Below are 23,297 nucleotides of genomic sequence, written 5' to 3'. Positions count from 1 at the left end.
GTCCCCGCTCCGGTCCCGCCCCCGCGGCGTTACGCGACGAACGTGCGCGGGGGCTCCGCTCCGCCGCCGCCCGCGCCCTTGCCCACCAGCCGGGCCGCGGCGGCCAGGCGGGAGGCGGCTTCCTCGGCCAGCGGGCCGCCGACCGTGAAGGGCAGGCGTACGTAGCCCTCGAAGGCCCCGTCGACCCCGAACCGCGGACCGGAGGGGACGCGTACGCCGACCCGCTCCCCCACCTCCGCCAGCCGGGAGCCGGACAGCCCGCCCGCCCGGGCCCACAGGGTCAGCCCGCCGCCCGGCACCACGAACTCCCAGTCGGGCAGTTCCCGGCGCACGGCCGCGACCAGCGCGTCCCGGTTCTCCCGGGCCTGGGTGCGGCGGATCTCCACCGCCTCCTCCCAGCCCCCGGTCCGCATCAGCCAGTTCACCGCCAGCTGTTCCAGCACCGGGGTGCCCAGGTCGGCGTAGGCGCGGGCGGCCACCAGGCTGCGGATCACGTCCGGGGCGGCCCGGACCCAGCCGATCCGCATGCCCGCCCAGAAGGCCTTGCTGGCCGAGCCGACCGTGATGACCGTGCTGCCCGCGGGGTCGAAGGAGCAGACCGGGCGGGGCAGCTCCAGGTCGGGGTCCAGGCGCAGTTCGGCCATGGTCTCGTCCACGACCAGGACGGTGCCGGCCGAGCGGGCCGCCTCGACCATCTCGCGGCGCTGCTCCTCGGAGGCCAGGGCTCCGGTGGGGTTGTGGAAGTCCGCGACCACGTAGGCGAGGCGGGGCGCGGCGTCGCGCAGCACCTGGCGCCAGGTCGCCATGTCCCAGCCGGCGAGCCCGTCCGCCATCGCGACGGGCACCAGGCGGGCCCCGGCGGCGCGCATGAGCTGGAGGATGTTGGCGTAGGAGGGGGACTCCACCGCGATCCGCTCGCCGCGGCCGGCGAAGAGGCTGCAGATGGCGTCGATCGCGCCCATCGCCCCGGTGGTGACCATGATCTGCTCGGGCATGGTCGGGATGCCGCGCTCGGTGTAGCGGTCGGCGAGCATCCGGCGCAGCGCGGGCAGGCCCGCCGGGTAGTCCCCGTGGGTGTGCGCGTACGGCGGCAGCTCCTCCAGCGCCCCCTGGACGGCCCTGGTGAGCCACGGTTCGGGGGCGGGCAGGGCCGCGCAGCCGAGGTCGATCATGGAACCGAGGGCCTCCGGCGGCAGCGGCTCCAGGCCGCGCGCGGGCAGCGGGTTCCCGGCCGGTACGGAGGTCCAGCTCCCGGCGCCGCGGCGGGACTCCAGGAACCCCTCGGAGCGCAGGGCCTCGTAGGCGGCGGCGACGGTGGTGCGGCTGAGCGAGAGGGCGACGGCCAGCTCGCGCTCGGCGGGCAGCCGGGCCGCGACGGGCACCCGGCCCTCCAGGACCAGCAGCCTGATCCCGTCGGCGAGCGAGCGGTAGGCCGGCGGCTTGCGCGCGCCCGCCACCGCGGGCTGCGGCTGCTGCGAGGTGATCAGCCGGGCGAGCTGTGCGGCACCGACCGCGGAGGTCCACTGAGCCATGCTGTCCGGTCCACCTTCGAAGGATTGGCCCCGGGGCGGGGGCGCCGCGCCCGGGATTGGCTTGGTACTGCGGCCCCAGGGTGTCACGCCGGGCGCCACTCGAACCAGAGGGGACCGGAGGTGGCGGGCGCGGAGCCGGCCCGGCCGGTGCATACTGCCGCCGTGACGCACGTACGCCTTCGGCACCCTTATCTGGACCACCCGGCCCCGCTTCCCTTCGCGCACCGCGGCGGGGCCGCGGACGGGCTGGAGAACACCGCCACCGCCTTCCGGCGGGCCGCCGCCGCGGGCTACCGGTACTTCGAGACCGACGTCCACGCGACCGCCGACGGACGCCTGGTCGCCTTCCACGACGCCACCTTGGACCGGGTGACCGACGCGCGGGGGCGGATCGGCGAGCTCCCCTGGAGCGCGGTGCGCGCGGCCCGGGTGGCCGGGAGCGAGCCGCTGCCCCTCTTCGAGGAGTTGCTGGAGGAGTTCCCGGACGCCCGCTGGAACGTCGACGTCAAGGCCGAGCCCGCGCTCCTCCCGCTGCTCGACCTGATCGCGCGGACGGGGGCCTGGGAGCGGGTGTGCGTCGGTTCGTTCTCGGAGGGGCGGGTGGCGCGGGCGCAGCGGATCGCCGGGCCCCGGCTGGCCACCTCGTACGGGGTGCGGGGCGTGCTGGGGCTGCGGCTGCGCTCGTTCGCGATCCCGGCCGCGCTGCGCGTGGGGGCGGTGGCGGCGCAGGTTCCGGAGGTCCAGTCGGGCATCCGCGTGGTCGACCGGCGCTTCGTGGAGACGGCGCACGCGCGGGGCCTCCAGGTCCACGTGTGGACCGTGAACGAATCGGAACGTATGGAAGCGCTGCTGGACCTGGGTGTCGATGGCATCATGACCGACCGGATCGACATCTTGCGCACGGTGCTGGAGCGCCGCGGAGCCTGGGCCTGACCGGCCCGCACGGCCGCCGCGCGGGGCGCGGCCGGCCGTGCGGTACGGGGACCAGCGAGGGGCACGGATGAGCACGCGGACCACGGCGGAAACGGAACCCGGTGCGGGGGACGACGGCAACGGGAGCGGTGCGGCCGACGGCGGGCAGGCCGCGGCGGCGGCCCGCAAGCGCGAGCAGCACGGCTGGTACTTCTACGACTTCGCCTGCTCGGTGTATTCGACGAGCGTGCTCACGGTGTTCCTCGGGCCGTACCTGACGGCGGTGGCCAAGGCCGCCGCGGACGCGCACGGCTACGTCCACCCGCTGGGCATACCGGTGCGGGCCGGGTCGTTCTTCGCGTACGCGGTCTCGGCATCGGTGATCGTGGCCGTGCTGATCATGCCCCTGGTGGGGGCGGTCGCGGACCGCGGCGGCCGCAAGAAGCCGCTGCTCGCGGCGGCGGCGTACACGGGGGCCGCGGCCACGACCGGGATGTTCTTCCTGAGCGGTGACCGCTACCTGCTGGGCGGGCTGCTGCTGATCGTCGCGAACGCCTCCCTGGCGGTCTCGATGGTGCTGTACAACGCCTACCTGCCGCAGATCGCGGCTCCGGACGAGCGGGACACGGTCTCCTCGCGGGGCTGGGCCTTCGGCTACACCTCGGGCGCCTTCGTCCTGGTGCTGAACCTGGTGCTGTTCCAGGGCCACGATTCCTTCGGCCTCTCCGAGGGCGCGGCCGTGCGCATCTGCCTGGCCTCGGCCGGTCTGTGGTGGGGGGCCTTCGCGATCATTCCGCTGCGCCGCTTGCGGGACCGGACGGTGGTCCGGGAGGCGGGCCCGGCCGTCAGCGGGTGGAAGCAGCTGATCGCGACGCTCAAGGACATGCGCCGCTATCCGCTGACCCTGTCGTTCCTGCTCGCCTACCTGATCTACAACGACGGCGTGCAGACGGTGATCTCGCAGGCCTCGATCTACGGCTCGGAGGAGCTGGAGCTGGAGCAGTCCACGCTGATCGTGGCGGTGCTGCTGGTCCAGGTGCTCGCGGTGGCGGGCGCGCTGGGGATGGGCCGTCTGGCCCGCAGCTACGGCGCCAAGCGGACGATCCTCGGTTCGCTGGCCGCGTGGGGGCTCACGCTGGCCGCCGGGTACTTCCTCCCGGCCCGCACCCCGGTGTGGTTCTTCGCACTCGCGTCCATGATCGGGCTGGTCCTGGGCGGCAGCCAGGCCCTCTCCCGCTCGCTCTTCTCGCACCTCGTCCCGGCGGGCAAGGAGGCCGAGTACTTCTCCGCCTACGAGATGAGCGACCGCGGCCTGAGCTGGGTCGGCCCCCTGGTCTTCGGCCTGACGTACCAGGTCACGGGCAGCTACCGGGACGCGATCATCTCGCTGGTGGTCTTCTTCGCACTGGGATTCGTGCTCCTCGCGCGGGTGCCGGTGCGGCGCGCGGTGGAAGCGGCGGGGAATCCTGTTCCGGAGAGGATCTGAGCACCGCCGGCCGGTGGTCGAAATGGGGCCCGTGGGCCGATCTGGCGAACGAGTTCCGAACAAATTTAGACGTTGAAGCGAAGGGCCGGTAGTGTACGCCTTTGGCCTGCCAGGCGGACCGTTACTGCGTAGTCAATAAATGAAGACGCTGGGTGACATCTGCTGCCAGATGTGACAAAACGGGCATTGGTGGGTACAACAAGGGGCGGTACGACGGGCGACGCATGACCCGGAGCGGGAATCAATACCGCCGACCGGACGTTGACCGGATGACGACGACAGCGACACCTGTCCTGTGGGCGACAAGCCCGGGAGGCACGATTCATGAGTGAGCGAGCTCTCCGCGGTACGCGCCTCGTGGTTACCAGCTACGAGACGGACCGCGGCATCGATCTGGCCCCGCGCCAGGCGGTGGAGTACGCATGCCAGAACGGACATCGATTTGAGATGCCGTTCTCGGTTGAGGCCGAAATTCCGCCGGAGTGGGAGTGCAAGGCGTGCGGCGCCATGGCACTTCTGGTGGACGGCGACGGGCCCGAGGAGAAGAAGGGCAAGCCTGCGCGAACGCACTGGGACATGCTCATGGAGCGGCGCACCCGCGAGGAGCTGGAGGAAGTGCTGGCCGAGAGGCTGGCGGTCCTTCGTTCCGGCGCCATGAACATTGCCGTGCATCCGCGGGACAGCCGCAAGTCCGCCTGACACCCGGACACCAACAAGCCGAGGGCCCCCGCCACATTCCGTGTGGCGGGGGCCCTCGGCGTGCTCCGCCGCGGTTCCCCGGGGGCCGGACGACCCCTAGGGGATGTCCGGTACCTCCGATTGAGGTCGCTTTTACGCGGCCCCGGGCACACTGGAGATATGACGACCGGCGTTCCCACCTCGACGGCCCCCCGGCGGCGCTCGCCCGCCCGTACCTTCGTTCCCCTGGCGGTAGCCGCCTGGTTCATCCTGGAGATCTGGCTGCTCGCCCGGCTCGCCGCCCTCGGCGGCGGATTCGCCGTGACCCTGGTGCTCGCGGTCTCTCTGGTGCTCGGCGTGGTGGTCATCAAGCGCGCCGGCCGGCGCGCCTTCAAGAACCTCGCGCAGACCTTCCAGCAGGCCCAGGCGGGACAGCGGCCGACCCCGCAGCAGCCCGGCTCGGGCAACGGCCTGGTCATGCTCGGCGGCCTGCTGCTCATCGTGCCCGGCCTGCTCTCCGACCTCGCCGGCCTGCTCCTGCTGCTGCCGCCCGTGCGCGGCTGGCTCGGCCGTCGCGTGACCGGCTCGCTGGAGCGCAAGATCGCCACGGCGCCCGCCGGTTCCTTCGGCGACGCCTTCCAGCAGGCCCGGATCCACCAGCCCGACGGGATGGTCGTGCGGGGCGAGGTGATCCGCGAGGACGCGGCGCCGCGCCACGGATCCGGCCCGGACACCGGGTACCGCCCGCCGCTGGCGCCCTGAACGCCGTACGCACGCGCTGAGCCCCGTACGCACGCGCCCGGCCCCGGAGGCGGAACACCGCCGCCGGGGCCGGGCGCGTCGCGTTCAGGAGCGGCCGGAGCCCTTGGCCGGGCGGCGGGGGCCGCCCAGCTTCGCGGCGCGGGCCGCGACGCCCCACTGCGTGACCCGCCACAGGGCCTCGACCACGATGTCGCGGCTCATCTTGCTGTCGCCGAACTCGCGCTCGACGAAGGTGATGGGCACCTCGACCACGTGGAAGCCGGCGCCGACGGCCCGGCGCGCCAGGTCCACCTGGAAGCAGTACCCGGCCGAGGCGACCCGCTCCAGCCCCAGCCCCTCCAGCGTCTCCCGGCGGAAGGCGCGGTAGCCGCCGGTGACGTCGCGGATCGGCACCTCCAGCATCAGCCGGGAGTACGTCGAACCGCCGCGCGAGAGCAGCACCCGGTGCCGGGGCCAGTTGACCACCCGGCCGCCGGGCACCCAGCGCGAACCGAGCACCAGGTCGGCGCCCTTGAGGGCGGTGAGCAGCCGGGGCAGCTCCTCGGGCTGGTGGGAGCCGTCGGCGTCCATCTCGACCAGGACGCCGTAGTCGCGCTCCAGGCCCCAGGCGAAGCCCGCCAGGTAGGCGGCGCCCAGCCCCTCCTTGCCCTTGCGGTGCAGGACGTGCACCTGCTCGTCGACCGCGGCCAGCTCGTCGGCGAGCTTGCCGGTGCCGTCGGGGCTGTTGTCGTCCGCCACCAGGACGTGCGCCCGGGGAACCGCCGCGCGTACGCGGGCGACGATCGGGCCGATGTTCTCCGCCTCGTTGTAGGTCGGAATGATCACCAGCACCGTGCCGAGCGGGCCGTAGCGCCGCTCACCGCCGTCACTCACAGATTCCCCTTTTCGCTGCTCCCCGTCCCGTCACTGCGCACCGATTTTAGAACAGTGGGGACCGTGCGACGGAGAATCGGGGCCCGGGGTCCTTCGGGCCGGCCGGGCTCCCGCTGGCTGCGGGCCGCCGTGACCGTTGTCTACTGGACTCCGGGCCCCGATCGGGGCCACCCGCCCCGAGCTCCGGTGGAGCAGGGAGGGACCCCCGTCCGGCGAAACCTTCCCTCGCCCCCGGGGCGCGGGCGCGCTGAGCGGACGGATCCGCCCGGCACGGGCGTCCTGGGGTGGACCGGGCCGAACCTATCCCCGTCCGGGGGCCGCTGCCGAACCGAGGCCGGACGGATCACCCCTGTGGGCGTACGAATGCCTCCCGGCCGCCGACGACGGTGGCCAGGCACACGGGCAGCGCGGCCCCGGGGGTCAGGACCGGCAGGCCGGGCGTGCCCGAGCGCGGATCGGTGGACCAGCGCGCGACCCGGTCGTCGGGGGCCTGCACCACCAGCTCGTCGGTCCGCCACAGGGCGTAGTCGGCCGGGGCGCCCGGCACCAGCACCCCCGCGTCGTCGCGGCCCAGGGCGCGCCAGCCGCCCCGGGTGTGCGCGGTGAAGGCGGCCCGTACGGAGATCCGGTGCTCCGGGGTCCGGTGGAAGGCGGCCGCGCGGACGGTGCCCCAGGGGTCGAGCGGGGTGACCGGGGCGTCGGAGCCGAAGGCGAGCGGGACGCCCGCCTTGAGCATCGCGGCGAAGGGGTTCAGGGTGCGGGCCCGCTCGGCGCCCAGCCGGTCGACGTACATCCCCTCCGCGCCGCCCCAGGCGGCGTCGAAGGCGGGCTGGACGGAAGCGGTGAGGCCGAGCTCGGCGAAGGCGGCGATGGTGTCCGGGGTCATCATCTCGGCGTGCTCGACGCGGTGCCGGGCGGCGCGCACGCGGTCGAGGCCGAGCTTTCGCGCCGCCGCGCGGACACCCTCGACGACGGCGGTGAGCGCGGCGTCCCCGATGGCGTGGAAGCCGGCCTGGAGGCCCGCCTCGGTGCAGGCGGCCACGTGGGCGCCCACCTCGGCGGCGTCGAGGTAGCCGGTGCCCGTGTGGGCGGCGTCCGCGTAGGGGGCGTGCAGGCAGGCGGTGTGCGAGCCGAGGGCGCCGTCGACGAAGAGGTCGCCGGCGGCGCCGACCGCTCCGAGCTCCCGGGCCAGTGCGAGGTCGCGGTCGGCCCAGTAGCCGAAGACCCGGGGGCCGGGCCGCTCGCGCGCGAGGTTCATCAGGTCGTGGAAGTCCTCGGCCGAGGAGATGTCGGGGCCGCCGCACTCGTGGACGGATCCGATGCCGAGCGAGGCCGCGTGGTCGAGGGCGGCCCGCTGGGCCTCGGCGCGCTGGGCGGGCGTGACGGCGGCGAGCGCGGCCGCCCGGACGGCGTGGTGGTCCCCGCGGGTCAGCGGCTCGTCGCCCGTGTGCCGCACGGACGGCACGAGGTCGAGCAGGGCGGTGGTGACCACGGCCGAGTGCACGTCGACCCGGCTGAGGTAGAGCGGGCGGCCGCCGGTCGCCTCGTCCAGCTCGGAGCGGCGCGGCGCGCGCCGCTCGGGCCAACGGGCCGCGTCCCAGCCGTGCCCGAGGAGCACCCGGTCGGCGGGCCGCCGCTCGGCGTACGCCCGTACGAGCGCCAGCGCGTCCGCCAGCGTGCGGGCGCCGGTGAGGTCCAGGCCGGTCAGGGCGAGGCCGGTGGCCGTGACGTGCACGTGGGCGTCGGTGAAGGCGGGGGTGACCAGCGCGCCGTCCAGGTCGACGACCTCGTCGACGCCCTGGGCGAAGGCGTCGGCGGCGCCCTCGGAGCCCACCCAGGCGATGTGGCCGCGCTCGACGACCATCGCGGTGGCGAAGGGGTCGGCGGGACTGTGCACCTCGCCCCGGCGGAGCAGGACGGTGGGCAGGTCGCAAGCGGCGGCGGCGCGGTCGGTCATGGGAACAGTCTCGCCGGTCCCGGCGCGCGGCCCGACCGGGGGCCCGCCGGGGCGGACCCCGACGGGCTCGCGCCCCGGGTCACACCCGGGGCGGCCTGGCTTCGTACGGGGTGGACAGCACCACGGTCGTGCGGGTCGAGACGTGGGCCAGGGCGCGGACCCGGCCCAGCAGGTCCTCCAGCTCCAGCGGGGTCGCCACCCGGACCTTCAGGATGTAGTTCTCGTCGCCCGCCACGCTGTGACAGGCCTCGATCTCGGGGACCCCGGCCAGTCGGTCCGCGATGTCGTCGGGGGCGCTCGGGTCGAACGGCTTCGCCGAGATGAAGGCGGTCAGGGGCAGCCCGACGGCCTCCGGGTCGACGACGGCCGCGTAGCCGCGGATCACCCCGCGCTGCTCCAGCCGGCGTACCCGCTGGTGCACCGCGGACGTGGACAACCCCGTCGCCTTGCCCAGGTCGGTGTAGCTCATCCGCCCGTCCCGCACGAGCAGATCCACGATCTGGCGGTCCAGCTCCTCCATTGCACTCATAGCCGCCCAACCTATTGCCCCGGGGTGCTCCAGGCCCAGTGGTGTCCACGGACAAGTGGCACCTGCGGCGGGCATGTGACCAAGGCCACAGGGGTATGCAGGCGTACGCGGGGTGGTTGTGGTTACTCGTGCCGCGCGACGGGAAGTGCTTGCTGTGGCCGTGGCCGAACGTCTCGCCCGGCCCACCCAAGGGGGAACAACCATGCAGAACACCAAGCGCGCGGGTCGCACCGCATCGGCACCGCACGAACGGGCCGAACCTCTCGACGGCGAGTACGGCGACTTCGACCAGGACGCCGACTACGCGGACTTCGCGGAAGGCGCCCTGGCCTTCGACGTCCACCACGCCGTCTGCCCCGACTGCGGGCAGTCGATCGCGCTGGTCGCGGACGAGGAGTTCCTGCCGGAGCACGGGCTCTGCCTGAGCCCCTGGAACCCCTTCGGCATGACCGTGTGCGCGGGCACGGGCCGGCCCGCCGCCGACGCGCGGACGGGCGCCGGGGCCGACGCCCGCGACCGGGAGCTCGACCCGGTCGTGGTCCTCACGCTCCCCCAGGGCCTCGACTGGCGGACGCAGCCCTTCTCGCACGTCGGCGGTCCGGGCTCGCGTCCTGTCCAGCACGTTCAGGCGGCCTGACGGTCAGTCCCGGTTCCAGTAGGTTCCCTGCACCATGGCGGCGATGCTGCCGTGGTGCAGGATCAGGCCGTCCGGGTCCGCCGGGACCTCCACCTCGCCGAAGTGGGCCTGGCGGTAGGCGATCCGCAGCATCACGATCCCGTGCCGCAGGGCCGCGTACAGCGTGTGGAAGTCCATGTCCCGCGGGGTGTGTCCGGTCAGCTCCGCGTAGCGGCGCTCCAGGTCGTCCCGGCGCAGGAAGTCCGGTAGGCCGGGCTGTCCGAAGCCGACGGTGAGGTCCTGGAAGAAGCGGTGGAGGTAGACCGTCCACCCGAGGTCGACCTCGCGGGGGGCGTACGCCGCCATCTCCCAGTCCAGGACCGCGACCGGCCGGAAGCCGTCGTAGATCACGTTGCCGATCCGGGCGTCGCCCCAGTTCAGGACGGCGGGCCCCTCATCGGCGGGCCAGATCTCCTCCAGCCGCTCGAAGGCCCGCTCCAACAGCGGCGATCGGGCCAGGCCGCCCACCACCCACTCGTAGTAGGCGCGTTGGGCGTCGACGTGCCGGCGCAGCGGGCTGCCCGCGCCCTGGGGAAGCAGGAACTCGGCCCGCTCGGCGGGGAACTGGTCGTGCAGCCGGGCGAGCAGGGAGATGCTCGCCTCCTGGAGTCCCGCCCGCTCGGCGTCGCTCGCCGCGTGCAGCCAGTTGCCCTCGTAGGTGTAGGGCATGACGTCGGGCGGCACCCGGCCCTCGGCGCGGGCCATCACGAAGAACGGCGCGCCGAGCGGTCCGGGGTCCGTCTCCAGCCACTGCACGCGCGGCACGGGCAGGTCGGTGTGCTCGGCGACCAGGCTCATCACCCGGTGCTGGCGGGGCATGTCGTAGGTGGGGAAGACGGTGTAGGCCGCCGGGTCGGCGGCCAGGCGCAGGGCACACTCCTTGACCGGCGTGTCGGGGTGCTCGATGTCGAAGAGCAGGGTCTCGCTGGACATGCCGTTGGAGCCGGGGACGCGGATGTTGGTGACCTCCGCGCCGGGGAGCTCGGCGGCGAGCCAGGCCGCGAGGCGACGGCCGAGCTCCTCGGGTTCGCGGGTGGAGGTGCGGGGACGTGGTGCCGTGGCCATGGCCACCCCTTTTCTGCGGGGGTCCTCGATACGGGGCTCGTTGCGGGGGCCGTTACGGGGCTCGTCACGGGGCTCGTTACGGGGCGATGGATCCGTAGTCGGTGAAGCCGCTCGGGTCGTGGCGGCCGAAGCTGCCGTGTTCGAAGATGCCGAATCCGGTCCGCCCGTCGAGGGTGAAGCGGGCGGAGTGGTCGGTGACGCCGTAGGCGGCCATGGGGTGGGCCGCGGGGTCGGAGAGGTCGTAGACGCGGCGGTCGGTCCAGCCCCGGCCCTGCCAGCTGCCGTGCTGCCAGTCGGCGGCGGGCGGGTAGCCGGCGCCGACGGCGAGCGGCGAGGAGTTCAGGATCTCCACGCCGAGTTCGAGGGGCTTGCGCGCCGGATCGGTGAGGTGGATGACGGCGCTCTCGGGGTGCCTGCTGCCGGACCGGTAGCGGATGTCGGCCTGGGGCCAACCGAGTTGCACGTCGCCCCGCCCGGCGGCGTCGGGGAAGACCTGCACGGCTTCGTTCAGGGTGCGGTGGCCGTCGGCGTCCTCCTGGACGATGACCATCAGGAAGCGGTCCTCGAAGCGGACGGGGACCCAGAGCCAGTGGAAGCCTTCGGTGCGGTGCTCCTCGGCCGCGCGGCCGCCCTCCTCACCGGGGATCGGCCGCACGCCCCAACTGCGGTCGCGGGTACCGGTCCACTCGCCTTCGGCGAGCCGGATCTCCTCGCCCCTGGCCCGGATGGTTCCGGTGACCCCGCCCGCCTGCACGAAGCGGCGGCCCTCCAGCATCAGCCGGTCGCCGCGCCGCTGGACGTGGTGCGGTTCCCAGACCGCGGGGAAGGCCGCGGTCCAGGTGAGGTCGTACGAGAGCCCGTCCGGGTCGTCGGGGTCGGCGGCGCAGTGCAGGCCCAGGGTGCGCAGCGGGACGTCGACGGTGATGCGCAGCGGGCCGACGGACAGGTTCATCCGATCATCGGTGAGGGCGTCGGAGGCGCGGACGGCGAGGAGCTCGTCGCCGAGGCGCAAGGTGGCGTAGGCGTCGATGACCCCGGTGTTGGGGTAGACGCCGAGGCCGAGGATGAGGACGGCGCGTCCCGCGTGGTCGAAGACGTGGAAGATGCAGCGGTCGTAGGCGTTGCGGTCCCCCGTGGCCACGTACTTCATGGACAACGGGGCCTGGTGGACGGGGTATTCGTCAAGGGCGATGGGTCGGTCCGCGGGCATGGCAAACCTCCTGGGCGCGGGTCGGCTCGGCGGATATGACGGTACGTCAGAAACCGCGCCCGGGGCCAGAGTCGTGTCACTCGCTGACAGATCGGAGCCCGGGCCGCACGCCGCGCCACCCGGACCAGGGGACGCCTCGAACGGATCCCCGCACGACGGGGGCGATTACCCCGTGCGCGCGCGTCGCGTTGGCGGGGCATGGACACGCTTGAGGCTTCCACGGGACGGCGGCGACGACCGACGCCCCCCGGTTATGAAGAATCGGTTCATCGCCCGGCGGACCCACCCATCTACCGGGCGATGCTGGCCCGCTGGGCGGACGACGGACGCACCCTGCCGGGCCGCCGCGACCCGGAATGGTCCCAGATCACCTCCGCCCCGGTCTGGCCGGGCGGCCCGCTGTACGGCGGCTAGGGCGTCTCTTTCGGATCTTGTCGGTCGAGCCCGCGGCGTCTGGTGCCGTGCATGGCCGTGCTGCCGGGGCGCGCGCGTACTGGACGTACTCGGTCGCCCCGGCAGTGCGGCCAGGCGCGGTGCCAGGCGTCGCGGGCCCGGCAAGATCCGAAAGAGACACCCTAGCGCCGGGGCGTCTACTGGGTGCCCAGGACCATCCACTTGGCGGGGTCCTTCAGGGGCTCGAAGCCGATCTTGGCGTAGACGCCGTGGGCGTCCGCGGTGGCCAGCATGACGCGGCGCAGCCCGTACGGGGCGAGGTGGTCGCGGACGGCCGTGGCCAGGGCCGTGCCGAGGCCGGCGCCGCGGGCGGCGGGGTCGACGTAGACGTCGCAGAGCCAGGCGAAGGTGGCCCGGTCGGTCAGCACCCGGGCGTAGGCCAGTTGACGGCCCGACGTGCGGTCGTAGGCACCGAAGTTGAGGGAGCCCGCGATGGCCAGGTCCTGCTTCTCGCGCGAGCGGCCGAGCGCCCAGTAGGCGTCCCGCGAGAGCCAGTCGTGGATCCGTTCCGCGTCGAGGCGCGCCGGGTCCGTGGAGATCTCCCAGTCGGGACCCTCCCCCGCGGCCACCGCGTCGTCCCAGTCGGTCCGGTAGTACGCCAGCCGCTCGTCCTCGGCGCACGGCCGCATCCCGGCCGCGACCATGACCCGCCGCGAGGCCGCGTTGTCGAGGTCGGCGTCGCCCACCACGGCGCTGACGCCCCGGGAGCGCGCCAGGGCGAGCAGGGCGCGCAGGGCCTCCGTGGCGTGGCCGCGGCCCCGGGCGGCGGGGACCAGGCCGTAGCCGACGGTGACCTCGCCGCTCGCGCCCGGCGCTCCGTGGAAGCCGACCCCGCCCACCACGGACCCGCCGTCCCGCAGCCGGATCTCGTACGGACCGAAGGGCCGGGGGTCGCCGGTGTCCGCGCAGGTCCGCAGGAACCGCCGCAGCACCCCCAGGTCGCCGGCCGACGGGTATCCGGGCGCCCACGGCGCCGCGTCGGCGCCCTCGCCGGCGAGGATCCGCTCGGCTTCGGCGGGGCTGAGGGGGTGGAGCACGAGGCGCTCCGTCATCACGTCATCCATGACCGATGGCTACCAGAGCGCCCCCGCGGACCGCACCCCGGTTTCCCGCGGGCGCGGTCCTGCCGGGCTCAGCGGGACTCGGGACCCGCGAGGTGGCGGGCGATGACCATCCGCTGGATCTGGTTGGTGCCCTCGACGATCTGGAGCACCTTGGCCTCGCGCATCAGGCGCTCGACCGGGAAGTCGGCGGTGTAGCCGTACCCGCCGAGGACCTGGACCGCGTCCGTGGTGACGGCCATGGCCGCGTCGGTGCAGAAGAGCTTGGCCATCGCCGCCTGCCGGGAGAAGGGCTTGCCCGCGTCGCGCAGCCGCGCCGCCGCCAGGTACAGCGCGCGGCCCGCCTCGATCTTGGTGGCCATGTCGGCCAGCATGAAGCGCAGGCCCTGGAAGTCGGCGATGGGGTGCCCGAACTGCTTGCGGTCCAGGGCGTACGCCAGAGCCTCGTCCAGCGCCGCCTGGGCGACGCCGATGGCGCAGGCGGCGATGCCGAGGCGGCCCGCGTCCAGGGCGGCCAGCGCGATGCCGAAGCCCTGGCCCTCCGCGCCGATGCGGCGGGCGTCGGGGACCCGTACCCCGTCGAAGTGCAGCTGGGCGGTGGGCGAGCCCTTCATGCCCATCTTCTTCTCGGGGACGGCCGCCGTCAGGCCCGGCGCGTCGCCGGGCACCAGGAAGGCGGTGATCCCCTTGGGCCCGGGCACGCCGGTGCGCGCGAGGACCGTGTAGAAGTCGGCGACCCCGCCGTGGGTGATCCACGCCTTGGTGCCGGTCAGTATCCAGTCGTCGCCCTCGCGGACGGCCTTGGTGGCCAGCGAGGCCGCGTCCGATCCGGCGGCCGGCTCGGAGAGGCAGTAGGCGCCGAGCAGCCCGCCGCCGAGCATCGCGGGCAGGTGCTCGCCCCGCTGTTCCTTGGTGCCGTACCCGGCCAGGCCGTGGCAGGCGAGGGAGTGCACGCTGACGCCGAGGCCGACGGTCAGCCGGGCCGCGGCCAGCTCTTCGAGCACCTGGAGGTAGACCTCGTACGGCTGCTCGCCACCACCGAACTCGCCCGCGTACGGGAGGCCCAGCAGCCCGGACTCGGAGAGGAGGGTGAACACCTCACGGGGGAACCGGCCCGCGTCCTCCTCCTCGGCGGCCCGGGGACGGATCTCCCGCTGCGCGATCTCGCGCACGAGCGCGAGCAGGTCGCGGGACTCCTCGGTGGGCAGCTGACGGTCCACCGGCTGCGGGGCGCGGTCGGTCATGGCGGCGCTCTCCTCCTTCATCGGGCACGGCGGCGGCGCGCGAAAAGGGGTGGAACGCGCCGCCGGGTCTCGGTGCTCTTGCAGCCGATGTTGCCCTCCCGGATCACAGAAGGGCCTGGCCAGCGGCTGTGGCGGCTTGAGTATGCCCGATCAGGCGCGTTCCGTCACGGGTGCGAGGTTTCGCTCACTCGGCCCGGACCGGCCCGGCCGGGTCATCCGCGGGCGGCGGGGCCGGGTACTGCGGGAGGAACTCCCCGATGACCATCAGCGTCGTGCGCAACTGTCGTACGAGGAGGGCGCCGAAGGTGGGGCGGTCGGGGTGGTCCTGCTCGTCCTCGGTGCCGATCCATTCGAGGGTGGCGCCCTCGACGCCGGAGAGCCAGCCGACGAGGGCCAGCCGGGCCAGCGGGGGGAGGGCGCGGTGGCCGTAGGCGCCCTCGGCGATGGTGGCGACCAGCTCGGCGCGGACCGCGTCGCGGATGGCGAGGACCTCGGCGTCGGAGCCGACGCCGCCCGTGACGATCGTCCGGTAGGCCGCGCGGTGCTGCTGCGCGTAGTGGAGGTAGCCGTCGATGGTGCGGCGGACCCGCTCGGCCGCGGGCAGCTCGGTCTCCCCGCCGGCCCGGGCGACGAGCTCGTTGACGGAGTCCTCGACGATGGCGAGGTAGTAGCCGCGCTTGCTCGTGAAGTAGTAGTAGATCAGCCCCTTGGCGACCCCGGCCTGCTTGGCGATGTCGTCCATCGACAGTGCGTCGTACGAGGTGTCGGCGAACAACTTCCGGCCGGTCGCTATGAGTTCGGCCCGCCGAACCTGCGATCGCTCGGTCTTGCCGCGCTGTTGACTATTATTCAAATTCAGCCCTAGCCTCGAACTGCCACAGGATGCCCGCAGTATGGCAGACCTGCGTGGCCCGCTCCTTCGCACTTCCCCTGCGCACCGGACGACGTACGGGAGGCCCCACCGCCATGAGCCCGACCCCCATGAGTGCAGCCGCCACGAGCACCCCGGACCGAAAGCGACCCGAGGGCCGGGTCAACTGGAAGAAGACGGCCGTCGCCGCGCTCCCCGCGTTCGTCGCGGTCGGCGCGATGGCGATGGTGATGGCCCAGGGCGCGCTCGCCGCGTCCTTCGCCGTCTCCGGCACCAGCTTCCAGGTCTCCTCCTCCAACCTCAGCAGCAAGGGACTGTCCTCCTACGTGCAGACGGACCGCTCCGTCGACGGCAAGGGACACCCGGTCGCCCTGCTCGGCATCGGGGAGGCGACGCTCACCGACATCTGCCAGTCCGCCTCGGTCGACACCCCGGTCGGCAAGGTCGTCTTCAAACTGACCGCGGGCGGCCCGGCCGGCAACGTCACCGCGAACAACTTGATCATCGACGGCGAGGACCTGACCGGCGACGCCCGCTTCGGCACCGCCCAGATCGGCCGCGACGCCTCGACCCTGGACCAGGTGCCCGGGGTCAAGGGCGAGGCCGGGAAGTTCGGCCTGCAGGCCGGGGACATCGAGGTGGCGGGCGTGCGCTCGCACGCCTGGTCGGCGACCGGCGGCGACTTCCGGCTCAAGGGGCTCAAGCTGGACGTGGCCCTGGACGGCAAGCAGTGCTTCTAGGCCGCCCCTTCGCGTTCCCCGCCGGCCCGCGTCGGACGACGGCACGGAACGCGGGGTGGCTGGAGCGAGCGCTGCCCTGGCCCGAGCGCCGGGCCCGGCTGCGGACCTGGCGCCGGACCCGGCCGTTCTGGGGCGGGCTGCTGCTGGTGCTCGGCGGGACCGAGCTGCTGCTGGTCCCGCTCTCCCCGCTGACCATCCTGGTCAGTCTGGGCCTCGGCGGGATCGCGGCGATCGGGATCGGGCTCGCGCTGATCGCGGCGGGCCTCTTCCTGTGGTTCCTGCCGCAGGCCCGTGCGTACGTCAGCATCCACGCGCTGCTGCTGTCGGTGCTGTCCTTCGTCGCGACCAACCTGGGCGGGTTCCTGCTCGGCATGCTGCTCGGGATCACCGGCAGCGCCCTGGCCTTCGGCTGGACCCCGCTGCCCGATCCGGAGGGGGCCGAGGAGGGCCCCTACCGGAGCGCACCGGAGCGCTCCGGCCCGCGCACGCTGGCCGCCGCGCTGCCGGTGGTGCTCCTCGCCGCGCTGGCGACCGGCGCTCCCCCGGCCCGGGCCGCGGCCGGCGCCGGTCCGCCGACGGCCCCGCGCACTCCCCCGACGGTCACCACCTCGCTCTTCGCCCCGCAGGGGTTCACCCTCGCCGGGGTCACCCAGGTGCCCACGGTCGACGGGCCGCTCAAGGTGCTGGTGCTGAAGATGCGGGCGGCCAAGCTCTTCGACTACCGGCTGCGGACCCGGGACGGCCGCGAGGAGTACGGGCTCGCCGCCAAGACCCTCGACCTGAGCGGTGACGTCACCTTGTACCTCACCAAGTTCAGCGGCTGCGTCGAGGGGCTGCTGTGCGTCACCTTCACGCCCGACGGGCTGCCCGCGCCGCCGATCATCCCGCCCTTCGTCTTCATGACCGACGTCCGCGCCGAACAGGCCCTGGTCACCTCCGACCTGATCGTCACCGACGGGCTCCGGCTGGAGGCCACGTGATCCCCGTCCAGGCCGCGCCGCTGTGGGCCTACGGGATCGGCGCGACCTTCGCGGTCGCCGCCGGGCGCCAGCTCCAGTGGTGGGAACGCTCGGTGCGGGGCGAGGGGGTGCGCACGCGCAGCCGCGCGGCCCAGCCCTACCTCGCGCTCACGGTGCTGTACGCGGCGCTGCTGCTCGCGCCGAGCGGGGCGTACCTGCTGTGGCAGGACCCGGCCTGGGCGACCATGCAGGTGGCGCACGACCACCGCGGGGTATGGGCCGGCTTCGCGCTCTTCCAGACCGGCTCGGTGGTGGTCGGGGCGCTGCTCGGCTTCCTGGCGGCGCGGCTGTTCGTGCTGGTGGGGGCGGGGTACTGGGGGTACCTACAGGCCGTCGCCGGGTACTTCCTGACCTTCTTCACCCTGGTCCACGGATGGGACGGGACGGGCTACCGGCGCCTGCTGAGCCCGGACGCGCGCGGCTACGCCGAGTGGTCCGCGGGGGACGCGGGCGGCGCGGGCGCCGGGGGCGGGCGGGCCTTCGTCAACCACTGTCTGCACTTCGTCACCTCCGGGACCTTCCTGGCCCTGCTGGTGCTGGGCGCGGCGGTGCTCGGGGTGATGCTGCTGGTCGAGATCGGCTGGCTGGCGGAGGGGTGGCGGCTGCCGGGGGCGGCGGCGGACCTCAAGGTGTCGCGGCCGCTGGCCGTGGTGATCGCGGGGGCCGGGGTGTACGGGCTGCCGCTCGCCGGGGCGCTGGGCGCGAGCGTCCTCGTACGGCTGCTGGGCTGGGCCCCGGGGGCCGGGCTCTTCGCCGCGCTGGCCGGGGCGGTGCTGCTGCCCCGGTGGTCGCCGGTGCGCCGGCTCTACGGCCTGGTGGGGATTCCGCACCGGCACTGGCGGGTGGAGCCGGATCCGGAGGGCGAGCCGGATCCGGGGGCCGGAGCGGGCCCGGGATCCGCCGGGAGCGCGGTCAGAGCCAGCCGATCTGGGTGACGAGCATCGCGAGGACGACCACCAGGGTCCAGCCGAGCACGTGCTCCAGCCAGGCGGAATCGTCCTTGGGGCCACCGGTGCGGACGAGGTCGCGGGCACGGGCGGTCAGAGCGGCGGTGTGTGCGGTCATGCCGTCCAATGTGACAGCGTTCCGCGCCCGTGCGGTAGAGACGATGGTCACTGGTGGCGCTCGTCACGCGGCCGGGCCCCGGCCGCCCGTGCGGTCGGGACCCGGGTCCGCGGGGCCTGGGAGCGGGGTCAGCCGGAGCGCGTCGGGCGCTCCCGTCCGGCCATGCTCGCCATCGCGAGGGCCAGCACCAGGGCGACGCCGCCCGCGATGCAGTTGCTCACGATGGTCCGGGTGGTGTCGACCGCGCCGGAGACCACCCAGGGGGCGACGATCGTCCAGGCGGCGATGACGACGGCCGTCCAGGCCATCGCGTGGGTGCGTTCGTAGGCGGAGCCGAGGCCGCCCATGCACAGGCAGTAGGCCAGGCCCGCGATCAGGTTCGTGATCGCCAGCGCGGACAGTCCGCTGAACCCCGCGATCCAGGACGAGGCGGCGATGTACAGGCCCGTGACCAGGGCCAGTGCTTCCACGGCCTGCGCGCGCGGGGTGGTGGTGACCCGCTCGAAGCGGGTGCGCATCTCGGCGAGGTCCGGGTGGAGTTCGATGTTCGGGTGGGTGGTCATGGCGGGCCGCCTCCTACGGGAGCCTTTATGTACCCTTTAACCCAGTATGTGCCCGCTCGCGGGCATCGGAAACGCGCCGGGTTTCAGAGCACCCCGACCATCCGCAGCGCGCGCATCTGGGCCGCGTTCGGAGCGGACGGCGCGTAGAGGTAGCAGATCCCACCACTGCCGGAGACGACCTTGCCGGAGGCGTGGTAGCGCTTGGTCCGCAGCCAGACGTTCTCCCACTCGCGGCGCGCGTAGACCCGGCGGACGGCCGCGTTCGAGGGCGAGTTGGGGTCGTTGGCGACGACGTCCCCGGCGGCGGTGAAGCCCACCACCGTCATCAGGTGGCCCGCCGTGCCGTAGCCCGCGCCGGTGATCTCCCCCGCCCTGAAGGACTGGGAGGTGATGACCGGGACGCCCGCCGCGACCAGTGTCTCCACGTCGGTGAGCGAGCCGAGCCGGGTCACCACGCCCGCGAGCCCCGGGTAGGTGGCGGCGTACGCGGCGTTGAACGGCCAGTTGCCGCAGCCCTTGTAGGCGGCGTCGTAGGTGGCGCGGGCCGCGTGGCAGACCTGCGGGTCGGCGTACTCCTTCTTGACCCAGGCCAGGGCCGCGGCACTGGGCTTGCGCCCCCAGTACTCGATGATCATCTGCGAGGAGGTGGGGCTGCACCAGGCCTCCCCGCCGTTGTCGTACTCGGGGTACTGGCCCGCGTGGATCTCCTGCGAGTAGCGCGGGACGGCCAGCTCGACGGCCGCACCGGGCACCGAGGCGGGCACCGTGAAGCGGTCGGGGACGTCGGAGGCCATCGCGCCCGCCAGCCGGACCACCGGACCGAGCGCGGCGCCGGGGCGGCGGTACAGGGTCAGCCGCAGCTCCCACGCGCCGATCCGCAGGCGGCCCGCGCTCGCGGAGGGGTCGAGGGCGAGGGTGTCGGTCCAGACGGTGGAGGTGCCGTCGCTCTGCCCGTCCACCGAGGTGCGCCGGACGTCGCCGTCGCCCGAGGCCCAGCGGCCCATCACGTACCAGGGGCCGGCGACCCCGTTGGTGTAGGTGGCGCGCAGTTCGACCTGGATCCAGGTCCCGGCGGGGGTACGGGCGTTCCAGGAGGCGATGGCCTCGGTGGCGGGCACGGCGGGGCGGTGCACCGGGGAGGTCCAGGTCGCGTACTCCCAGGTGCTCTTCTTCCCGGTGTGCGGGTCGGCGTACTCGGTGCGCCCGACGGGGACGGCGATCCCCAGCCCGGGCCGCGCGCCGGCGCTCGCGACGGTCCCGTGGTGGGTCCCGGCCTGCCAGTGGGCGTACGAGTACCAGAACCGGTTGTCCACCTCCTTGGCCGCGCTCAAGGCTCCCCCGGCGCCCTTGGGGGCGGGGGAGGCCGCGGACGGGGTGGCGGGGACGGTGGCGGCCGTGGCGGCGGCGAGGGCCGCCGCGAGGACGGCCCGGCGCGGGGTGGATGCGGTCATGGGCAAAACCCCCAGTGGTGCGGTCCGGCAGACGTGCCGTGCGGGTCGGGCGGTGCGCGCCCGGCGGTGCGGGCCCGGCCAGCCTCCCAGCTCGCGGGCGGCCGGGGCCAGGGCGACGGGGCCGTGTCGCGCGCCGCCGTAGGCTGTCGGAGTGGAAGAGCAGATCCCGCCCACCCCTCCCGACCCGCACGCGCCCCTCGCCCCGCTGGCCGACACGCTCGTCACCTTGGCGCCCTCACTGGGCCCCGTACGGGTGATCGGCATCGACGGGCACGCCGGATCCGGCAAGAGCACCTTCGCCGGGCGCCTGGCCGAGGCCCTCGGCGGCGCCCCCGTCCTGCACCTCGACGACGTGGCCACGCACGAGGAACTGTTCGCCTGGACGGAGCGGCTGCGCGCCCAGGTGCTCGACCCGCTGGCGGCCGGGCGGGCGGCGCACTGGGCGCCGTACGACTGGGTGGCGCGCGGGTTCGGGCCCGAGCGGGTCCTGGAACCGGCTCCGGTGCTGCTGGTCGAGGGCGTCGGCGCGGGCCGCCGGGCGCTGCGGCCGTTCCTGGCGCGCCTGCTGTGGATGGAGATGCCCCGGGAGCAGTCCTGGGGGCGCGGGCGGAACCGGGACGGGCGCGCACTGTCGCTCTTCTGGGACGGATGGGAGCGCGCGGAGCGCGCGCACTTCGCGGACGACCCTTCGCGCCCCTTCGCGCACACGTTGGTGCGACAGAGCGGTACGGGATACGAGTGGTCTTCCGGGGCGGATGCGACCGCCCTGCGAGCCGATTCCGTCACCTGGAGTGACGAACCGGCCGGGTCCTGACCCGAGCCCCGCCGGGCCGCCGATCATCGCGCCGGGGCGCCCTCCCGGACCGCTTGACCGGCTGCCCGTCGCGGCATTACGTTCTGTATGAGCGGTTTTCACACCGCCAAGGACGCGAAGCCCCCGGTTGTTCCCCCGTGACCGGGGGCTTCGTTCTGCCCTCCGACGGTTCCCGGGCGGAGCTTTCGACCGCCGATCCCCTCGCAAACCTTCACTCTCCGTGCACACTCGCGTCCGGGACGCCCCACCGACACGTGTCCGCCGCACCCTACGTATGGCCCGGGACCGCAGGTACGATGCCACCCTGATTTCATCGGCGCAGGGACAACTCGCGTACACCGCACGGGGGTTGCCGCGCACCACGGGGGCAGGCTTGTGGGGGATGTGATGGACTTCGGCATGCCGGGCAGCGCCTACGCCCCGGCCGAACTCGCCTGGCTGCGCGGAGTGGACGCCTGCACGATGGGCGCCTATCCGCAGGCCGAGGAGGAGTTCCGGTCGGCCGTGCTGCTCGACCCCTCGATGGCCGACGCCTGGCTGGGTCTGCACGCGTTACGGGTCGACACCACCAACGCCCTGCTGCGCATGCACGCGCACCGGGACCGCTTCGGGGAGCAGCGCGCACGGCACCGGCGCACGCTCAACTCCTGGTACTGGCTCGGCTGGTGGGTGCAGCCCGTGCTGGAGAGCCGGCGCGACCTGCTGCTCGCCCACGCCTCGCACTGGCTGGACGGCCGCCACGTGCCCGAACTGGACCGGGCCCTGGCCGCGCTGCCGCCGGTGGACACCGATCCGCAGGTGCGCTTCCTGCACGCCTGCCGGGCCTATCTGGTCAAGGACTGGGACCAGTTGGTGCGCCACACCGAGCCGCTGGTGGACGATCCGCTGCTCGGCATCGAGGCGGGCCTCTTCGGCGGGATGGCCCGGGTCCGCCTGGAGATGTACGGGCAGGCGGAGCCCATGCTGTCGGCCGCGCTGATGCGCTGCCGCAGCGAGCAGCCGCAGCGCAAGGAGCTGCGCTACTGGCTGGCCCGGGCGCACGAGGGCACCGGGCGCAGCGCGGCGGCGCTGCCGCTGTACCGGGCGGTGCACCGGGTGGACCCGGCCTTCATGGACACCGCGGCCCGGCTGACCGCGATCTCCGAGGGCGACGGCCTCGACGGGCTGGGCGGAGCGGACGGCTACGGACTGGGCACGGCGGGCGGGGACTTCGCGGCCGTGGCGCTGGGCGGCGGGCTGGGGCAGGACGTCTCGGCGGACGGACAGGCCGAGGCGGACCCGTTGCTCGCGGCCGAGCCGCCGGAGACCCGCTTCGGCCCCGGATCCGGCGCTCCGGTGGGGCCGGGGCCCGATGCCGGCGGGCGCGCGGAGGGCGTACGGCACCGGGCGGGCGTGCCGCCGCAGTCCGGGCCCGCGGAGCTGCCGGCCGGGCCCGCCGATCCGGCCCTGCTCGCCGAGGCGCTCGCGGAACTGGAGCGGATGGTGGGGCTGGAGCCGGTGAAACGGCAGGTCAAGGCGCTCTCGGCGCAGTTGCACATGGCCCGGCTGCGGGCGGGTCAGGGCTTGCCGGTGCAGCCACCGAAACGGCACTTCGTCTTCTCCGGCCCGTCCGGTACCGGCAAGACGACGGTGGCCCGGATCCTGGGCCGGGTGTTCTACGCCCTCGGGCTGCTCGGCGGTGACCACCTGGTGGAGGCCCAGCGGGCGGACCTGGTGGGCGAGTTCCTCGGGCAGACGGCGGTGAAGGCCAACGAGCTGATCGATTCGGCGATCGGCGGGGTCCTCTTCGTGGACGAGGCCTACAGCCTGTCCAACTCGGGCTACAGCAAGGGCGACGCGTACGGCGACGAGGCGCTCCAGGTGCTGCTCAAGCGGGCCGAGGACAACCGGGACCACCTGGTGGTGATCCTGGCGGGCTACCCGGCGGGCATGGACCGGCTGCTCGCGACCAATCCGGGGCTGTCCTCGCGGTTCACCACCCGGGTGGACTTCCCGAGCTACCGCCCGCTGGAGCTGACGGCGATCGGCGGAGTGCTGGCGGACGCGAACGGGGACCGCTGGGACGAGGAGGCGGTCGAGGAGCTGCGCAGCATCAGCGGGCACGTGGTGGAACAGGGCTGGATCGACGAGTTGGGCAACGGCCGCTTCCTGCGCACGCTGTACGAGAAGAGCTGCGCCTACCGGGACCTGCGGCTGACCGGTTTCGCCTGTGAGCCCTCGCGGGACGATCTCGCCACGTTGCGGCTGGCGGACCTGATGCAGGCCTACGGGGAGGTCCTCTCGGGCCGGGGCCCCCAGCAACGGCCGGAGCCCCCGCCGCCGTAGTCCGCCGCGCG

Annotated in this window: 22 protein-coding genes and 1 pseudogene; 10 read left to right on the top strand and 13 right to left on the bottom strand. The window is 73.9% G+C overall.

Annotated features, from left to right (window positions below):
* Positions 1–29: 29 nt before the first annotated feature.
* Complete coding sequence (locus tag ACZ4UB_RS08870) at positions 30–1,532, bottom strand: SCO1417 family PLP biosynthesis transcription factor (RefSeq protein ID WP_468069218.1); 1,503 nt, start codon at positions 1,530–1,532, stop codon at positions 30–32.
* A 162-nt stretch (positions 1,533–1,694) separates the two neighbouring features.
* Here ACZ4UB_RS08870 and ACZ4UB_RS08865 point away from each other — a divergent pair, with 162 nt between their 5' ends.
* The 4 genes from ACZ4UB_RS08865 (at position 1,695) to fxsA (ending at position 5,370) form a co-directional block, all read left to right on the top strand.
* Positions 1,695–2,465 (top strand): glycerophosphodiester phosphodiesterase family protein, encoded by a 771-nt coding sequence (locus ACZ4UB_RS08865; protein ID WP_468069216.1) that lies wholly within the window; start codon positions 1,695–1,697, stop codon positions 2,463–2,465.
* A 67-nt stretch (positions 2,466–2,532) separates the two neighbouring features.
* Positions 2,533–3,930, top strand: a complete 1,398-nt coding sequence (locus ACZ4UB_RS08860) for an MFS transporter (protein WP_468069215.1) — start codon at positions 2,533–2,535, stop codon at positions 3,928–3,930.
* 324 nt (positions 3,931–4,254) lie between these two features.
* Positions 4,255–4,629: an RNA polymerase-binding protein RbpA gene (locus ACZ4UB_RS08855; protein WP_007262928.1), complete on the top strand. Its 375-nt coding sequence runs from the start codon at positions 4,255–4,257 to the stop codon at positions 4,627–4,629.
* A 159-nt stretch (positions 4,630–4,788) separates the two neighbouring features.
* Positions 4,789–5,370 carry an FxsA family membrane protein gene (gene fxsA, locus ACZ4UB_RS08850; RefSeq protein WP_468069214.1) on the top strand — a complete coding sequence of 194 codons (582 nt, stop codon included), beginning with the start codon at positions 4,789–4,791 and terminating at the stop codon, positions 5,368–5,370.
* Positions 5,371–5,454: 84 nt separating this feature from the next.
* Here the strand turns inward: fxsA and ACZ4UB_RS08845 are convergent, their stop codons facing one another.
* From ACZ4UB_RS08845 to ACZ4UB_RS08835, 3 genes are all read right to left on the bottom strand, one after another.
* A complete protein-coding gene (locus ACZ4UB_RS08845) occupies positions 5,455–6,243 on the bottom strand; it encodes a polyprenol monophosphomannose synthase (RefSeq protein ID WP_354381578.1) in 789 nt (262 codons plus the stop codon).
* Between the two features lie 343 nt (positions 6,244–6,586).
* Entirely contained in the window at positions 6,587–8,200 is a 1,614-nt protein-coding gene (locus tag ACZ4UB_RS08840) for an amidohydrolase (protein WP_468069210.1), read from the bottom strand.
* 79 nt (positions 8,201–8,279) lie between these two features.
* Positions 8,280–8,720 (bottom strand): Lrp/AsnC family transcriptional regulator, encoded by a 441-nt coding sequence (locus tag ACZ4UB_RS08835; protein ID WP_330334927.1) that lies wholly within the window; start codon positions 8,718–8,720, stop codon positions 8,280–8,282.
* Between the two features lie 211 nt (positions 8,721–8,931).
* Here ACZ4UB_RS08835 and ACZ4UB_RS08830 point away from each other — a divergent pair, with 211 nt between their 5' ends.
* Positions 8,932–9,366 (top strand): hypothetical protein, encoded by a 435-nt coding sequence (locus ACZ4UB_RS08830; RefSeq protein WP_354381576.1) that lies wholly within the window; start codon positions 8,932–8,934, stop codon positions 9,364–9,366.
* A gap of 3 nt (positions 9,367–9,369) precedes the next feature.
* Here ACZ4UB_RS08830 and ACZ4UB_RS08825 read toward each other — a convergent pair whose 3' ends face one another.
* The 6 genes and pseudogenes from ACZ4UB_RS08825 to ACZ4UB_RS08800 form a co-directional block, all read right to left on the bottom strand.
* Positions 9,370–10,470: a phosphotransferase family protein gene (locus tag ACZ4UB_RS08825; protein WP_468069208.1), complete on the bottom strand. Its 1,101-nt coding sequence runs from the start codon at positions 10,468–10,470 to the stop codon at positions 9,370–9,372.
* A 76-nt stretch (positions 10,471–10,546) separates the two neighbouring features.
* Positions 10,547–11,680, bottom strand: a complete 1,134-nt coding sequence (locus ACZ4UB_RS08820; RefSeq protein WP_468069207.1) for an Rv3169 family protein — start codon at positions 11,678–11,680, stop codon at positions 10,547–10,549.
* A 590-nt stretch (positions 11,681–12,270) separates the two neighbouring features.
* Positions 12,271–12,762, bottom strand: a complete 492-nt coding sequence (locus ACZ4UB_RS08815) for a GNAT family N-acetyltransferase (RefSeq protein ID WP_468069256.1) — start codon at positions 12,760–12,762, stop codon at positions 12,271–12,273.
* A 6-nt stretch (positions 12,763–12,768) separates the two neighbouring features.
* Positions 12,769–13,185 (bottom strand): annotated as a pseudogene (locus ACZ4UB_RS08810) (GNAT family N-acetyltransferase); the annotation flags it as partial.
* Between the two features lie 80 nt (positions 13,186–13,265).
* Entirely contained in the window at positions 13,266–14,438 is a 1,173-nt protein-coding gene (locus tag ACZ4UB_RS08805) for an acyl-CoA dehydrogenase family protein (protein WP_468069206.1), read from the bottom strand.
* Between the two features lie 184 nt (positions 14,439–14,622).
* Entirely contained in the window at positions 14,623–15,291 is a 669-nt protein-coding gene (locus ACZ4UB_RS08800; protein WP_354381572.1) for a TetR/AcrR family transcriptional regulator, read from the bottom strand.
* 128 nt (positions 15,292–15,419) lie between these two features.
* Between ACZ4UB_RS08800 and ACZ4UB_RS08795 the strand changes: the two genes are divergently transcribed.
* Genes ACZ4UB_RS08795 through ACZ4UB_RS08785 form a run of 3 tightly spaced genes read left to right on the top strand, consistent with a single transcriptional unit; the run spans position 15,420 to position 18,003 of the window.
* Positions 15,420–16,049, top strand: coding sequence for a DUF6230 family protein (locus tag ACZ4UB_RS08795; protein WP_468069203.1), 630 nt, complete (start codon positions 15,420–15,422; stop codon positions 16,047–16,049).
* Positions 16,040–17,029, top strand: a complete 990-nt coding sequence (locus ACZ4UB_RS08790) for a DUF6114 domain-containing protein (protein WP_468069201.1) — start codon at positions 16,040–16,042, stop codon at positions 17,027–17,029. Before ACZ4UB_RS08795 ends, ACZ4UB_RS08790 begins: the two co-directional genes overlap by 10 nt.
* Positions 17,026–18,003, top strand: coding sequence for a hypothetical protein (locus tag ACZ4UB_RS08785; protein ID WP_468069199.1), 978 nt, complete (start codon positions 17,026–17,028; stop codon positions 18,001–18,003). The genes ACZ4UB_RS08790 and ACZ4UB_RS08785 overlap by 4 nt, the downstream gene beginning before the upstream one ends.
* Here the strand turns inward: ACZ4UB_RS08785 and ACZ4UB_RS08780 are convergent.
* From ACZ4UB_RS08780 to ACZ4UB_RS08770, 3 genes are all read right to left on the bottom strand, one after another.
* The gene (locus tag ACZ4UB_RS08780) at positions 17,981–18,133 is read right to left on the bottom strand and encodes an SCO1431 family membrane protein (protein ID WP_330329367.1); all 153 of its coding nucleotides are present in this window, start codon (positions 18,131–18,133) and stop codon (positions 17,981–17,983) included. The genes ACZ4UB_RS08785 and ACZ4UB_RS08780 overlap by 23 nt on opposite strands.
* A gap of 128 nt (positions 18,134–18,261) precedes the next feature.
* On the bottom strand, positions 18,262–18,696 hold the full coding sequence (locus ACZ4UB_RS08775; RefSeq protein ID WP_468069197.1) for an SPW repeat protein: 435 nt from the start codon (positions 18,694–18,696) through the stop codon (positions 18,262–18,264).
* A gap of 83 nt (positions 18,697–18,779) precedes the next feature.
* On the bottom strand, positions 18,780–20,147 hold the full coding sequence (locus ACZ4UB_RS08770; protein ID WP_468069195.1) for a peptidase C39 family protein: 1,368 nt from the start codon (positions 20,145–20,147) through the stop codon (positions 18,780–18,782).
* A gap of 151 nt (positions 20,148–20,298) precedes the next feature.
* Here ACZ4UB_RS08770 and ACZ4UB_RS08765 point away from each other — a divergent pair, with 151 nt between their 5' ends.
* Together ACZ4UB_RS08765 and ACZ4UB_RS08760 are read left to right on the top strand one after the other, a co-directional pair.
* Positions 20,299–20,961: a uridine kinase family protein gene (locus ACZ4UB_RS08765; protein ID WP_468069193.1), complete on the top strand. Its 663-nt coding sequence runs from the start codon at positions 20,299–20,301 to the stop codon at positions 20,959–20,961.
* A gap of 387 nt (positions 20,962–21,348) precedes the next feature.
* The gene (locus tag ACZ4UB_RS08760; RefSeq protein ID WP_468069191.1) at positions 21,349–23,286 is read left to right on the top strand and encodes an AAA family ATPase; all 1,938 of its coding nucleotides are present in this window, start codon (positions 21,349–21,351) and stop codon (positions 23,284–23,286) included.
* Positions 23,287–23,297: the final 11 nt, after the last annotated feature.

Source organism: Streptomyces sp. NPDC028419 (assembly GCF_055565515.1).
The sequence above is the reverse complement of the archived record's forward strand: the minus strand, read 5'-3'. Positions and strand labels throughout refer to the sequence as shown.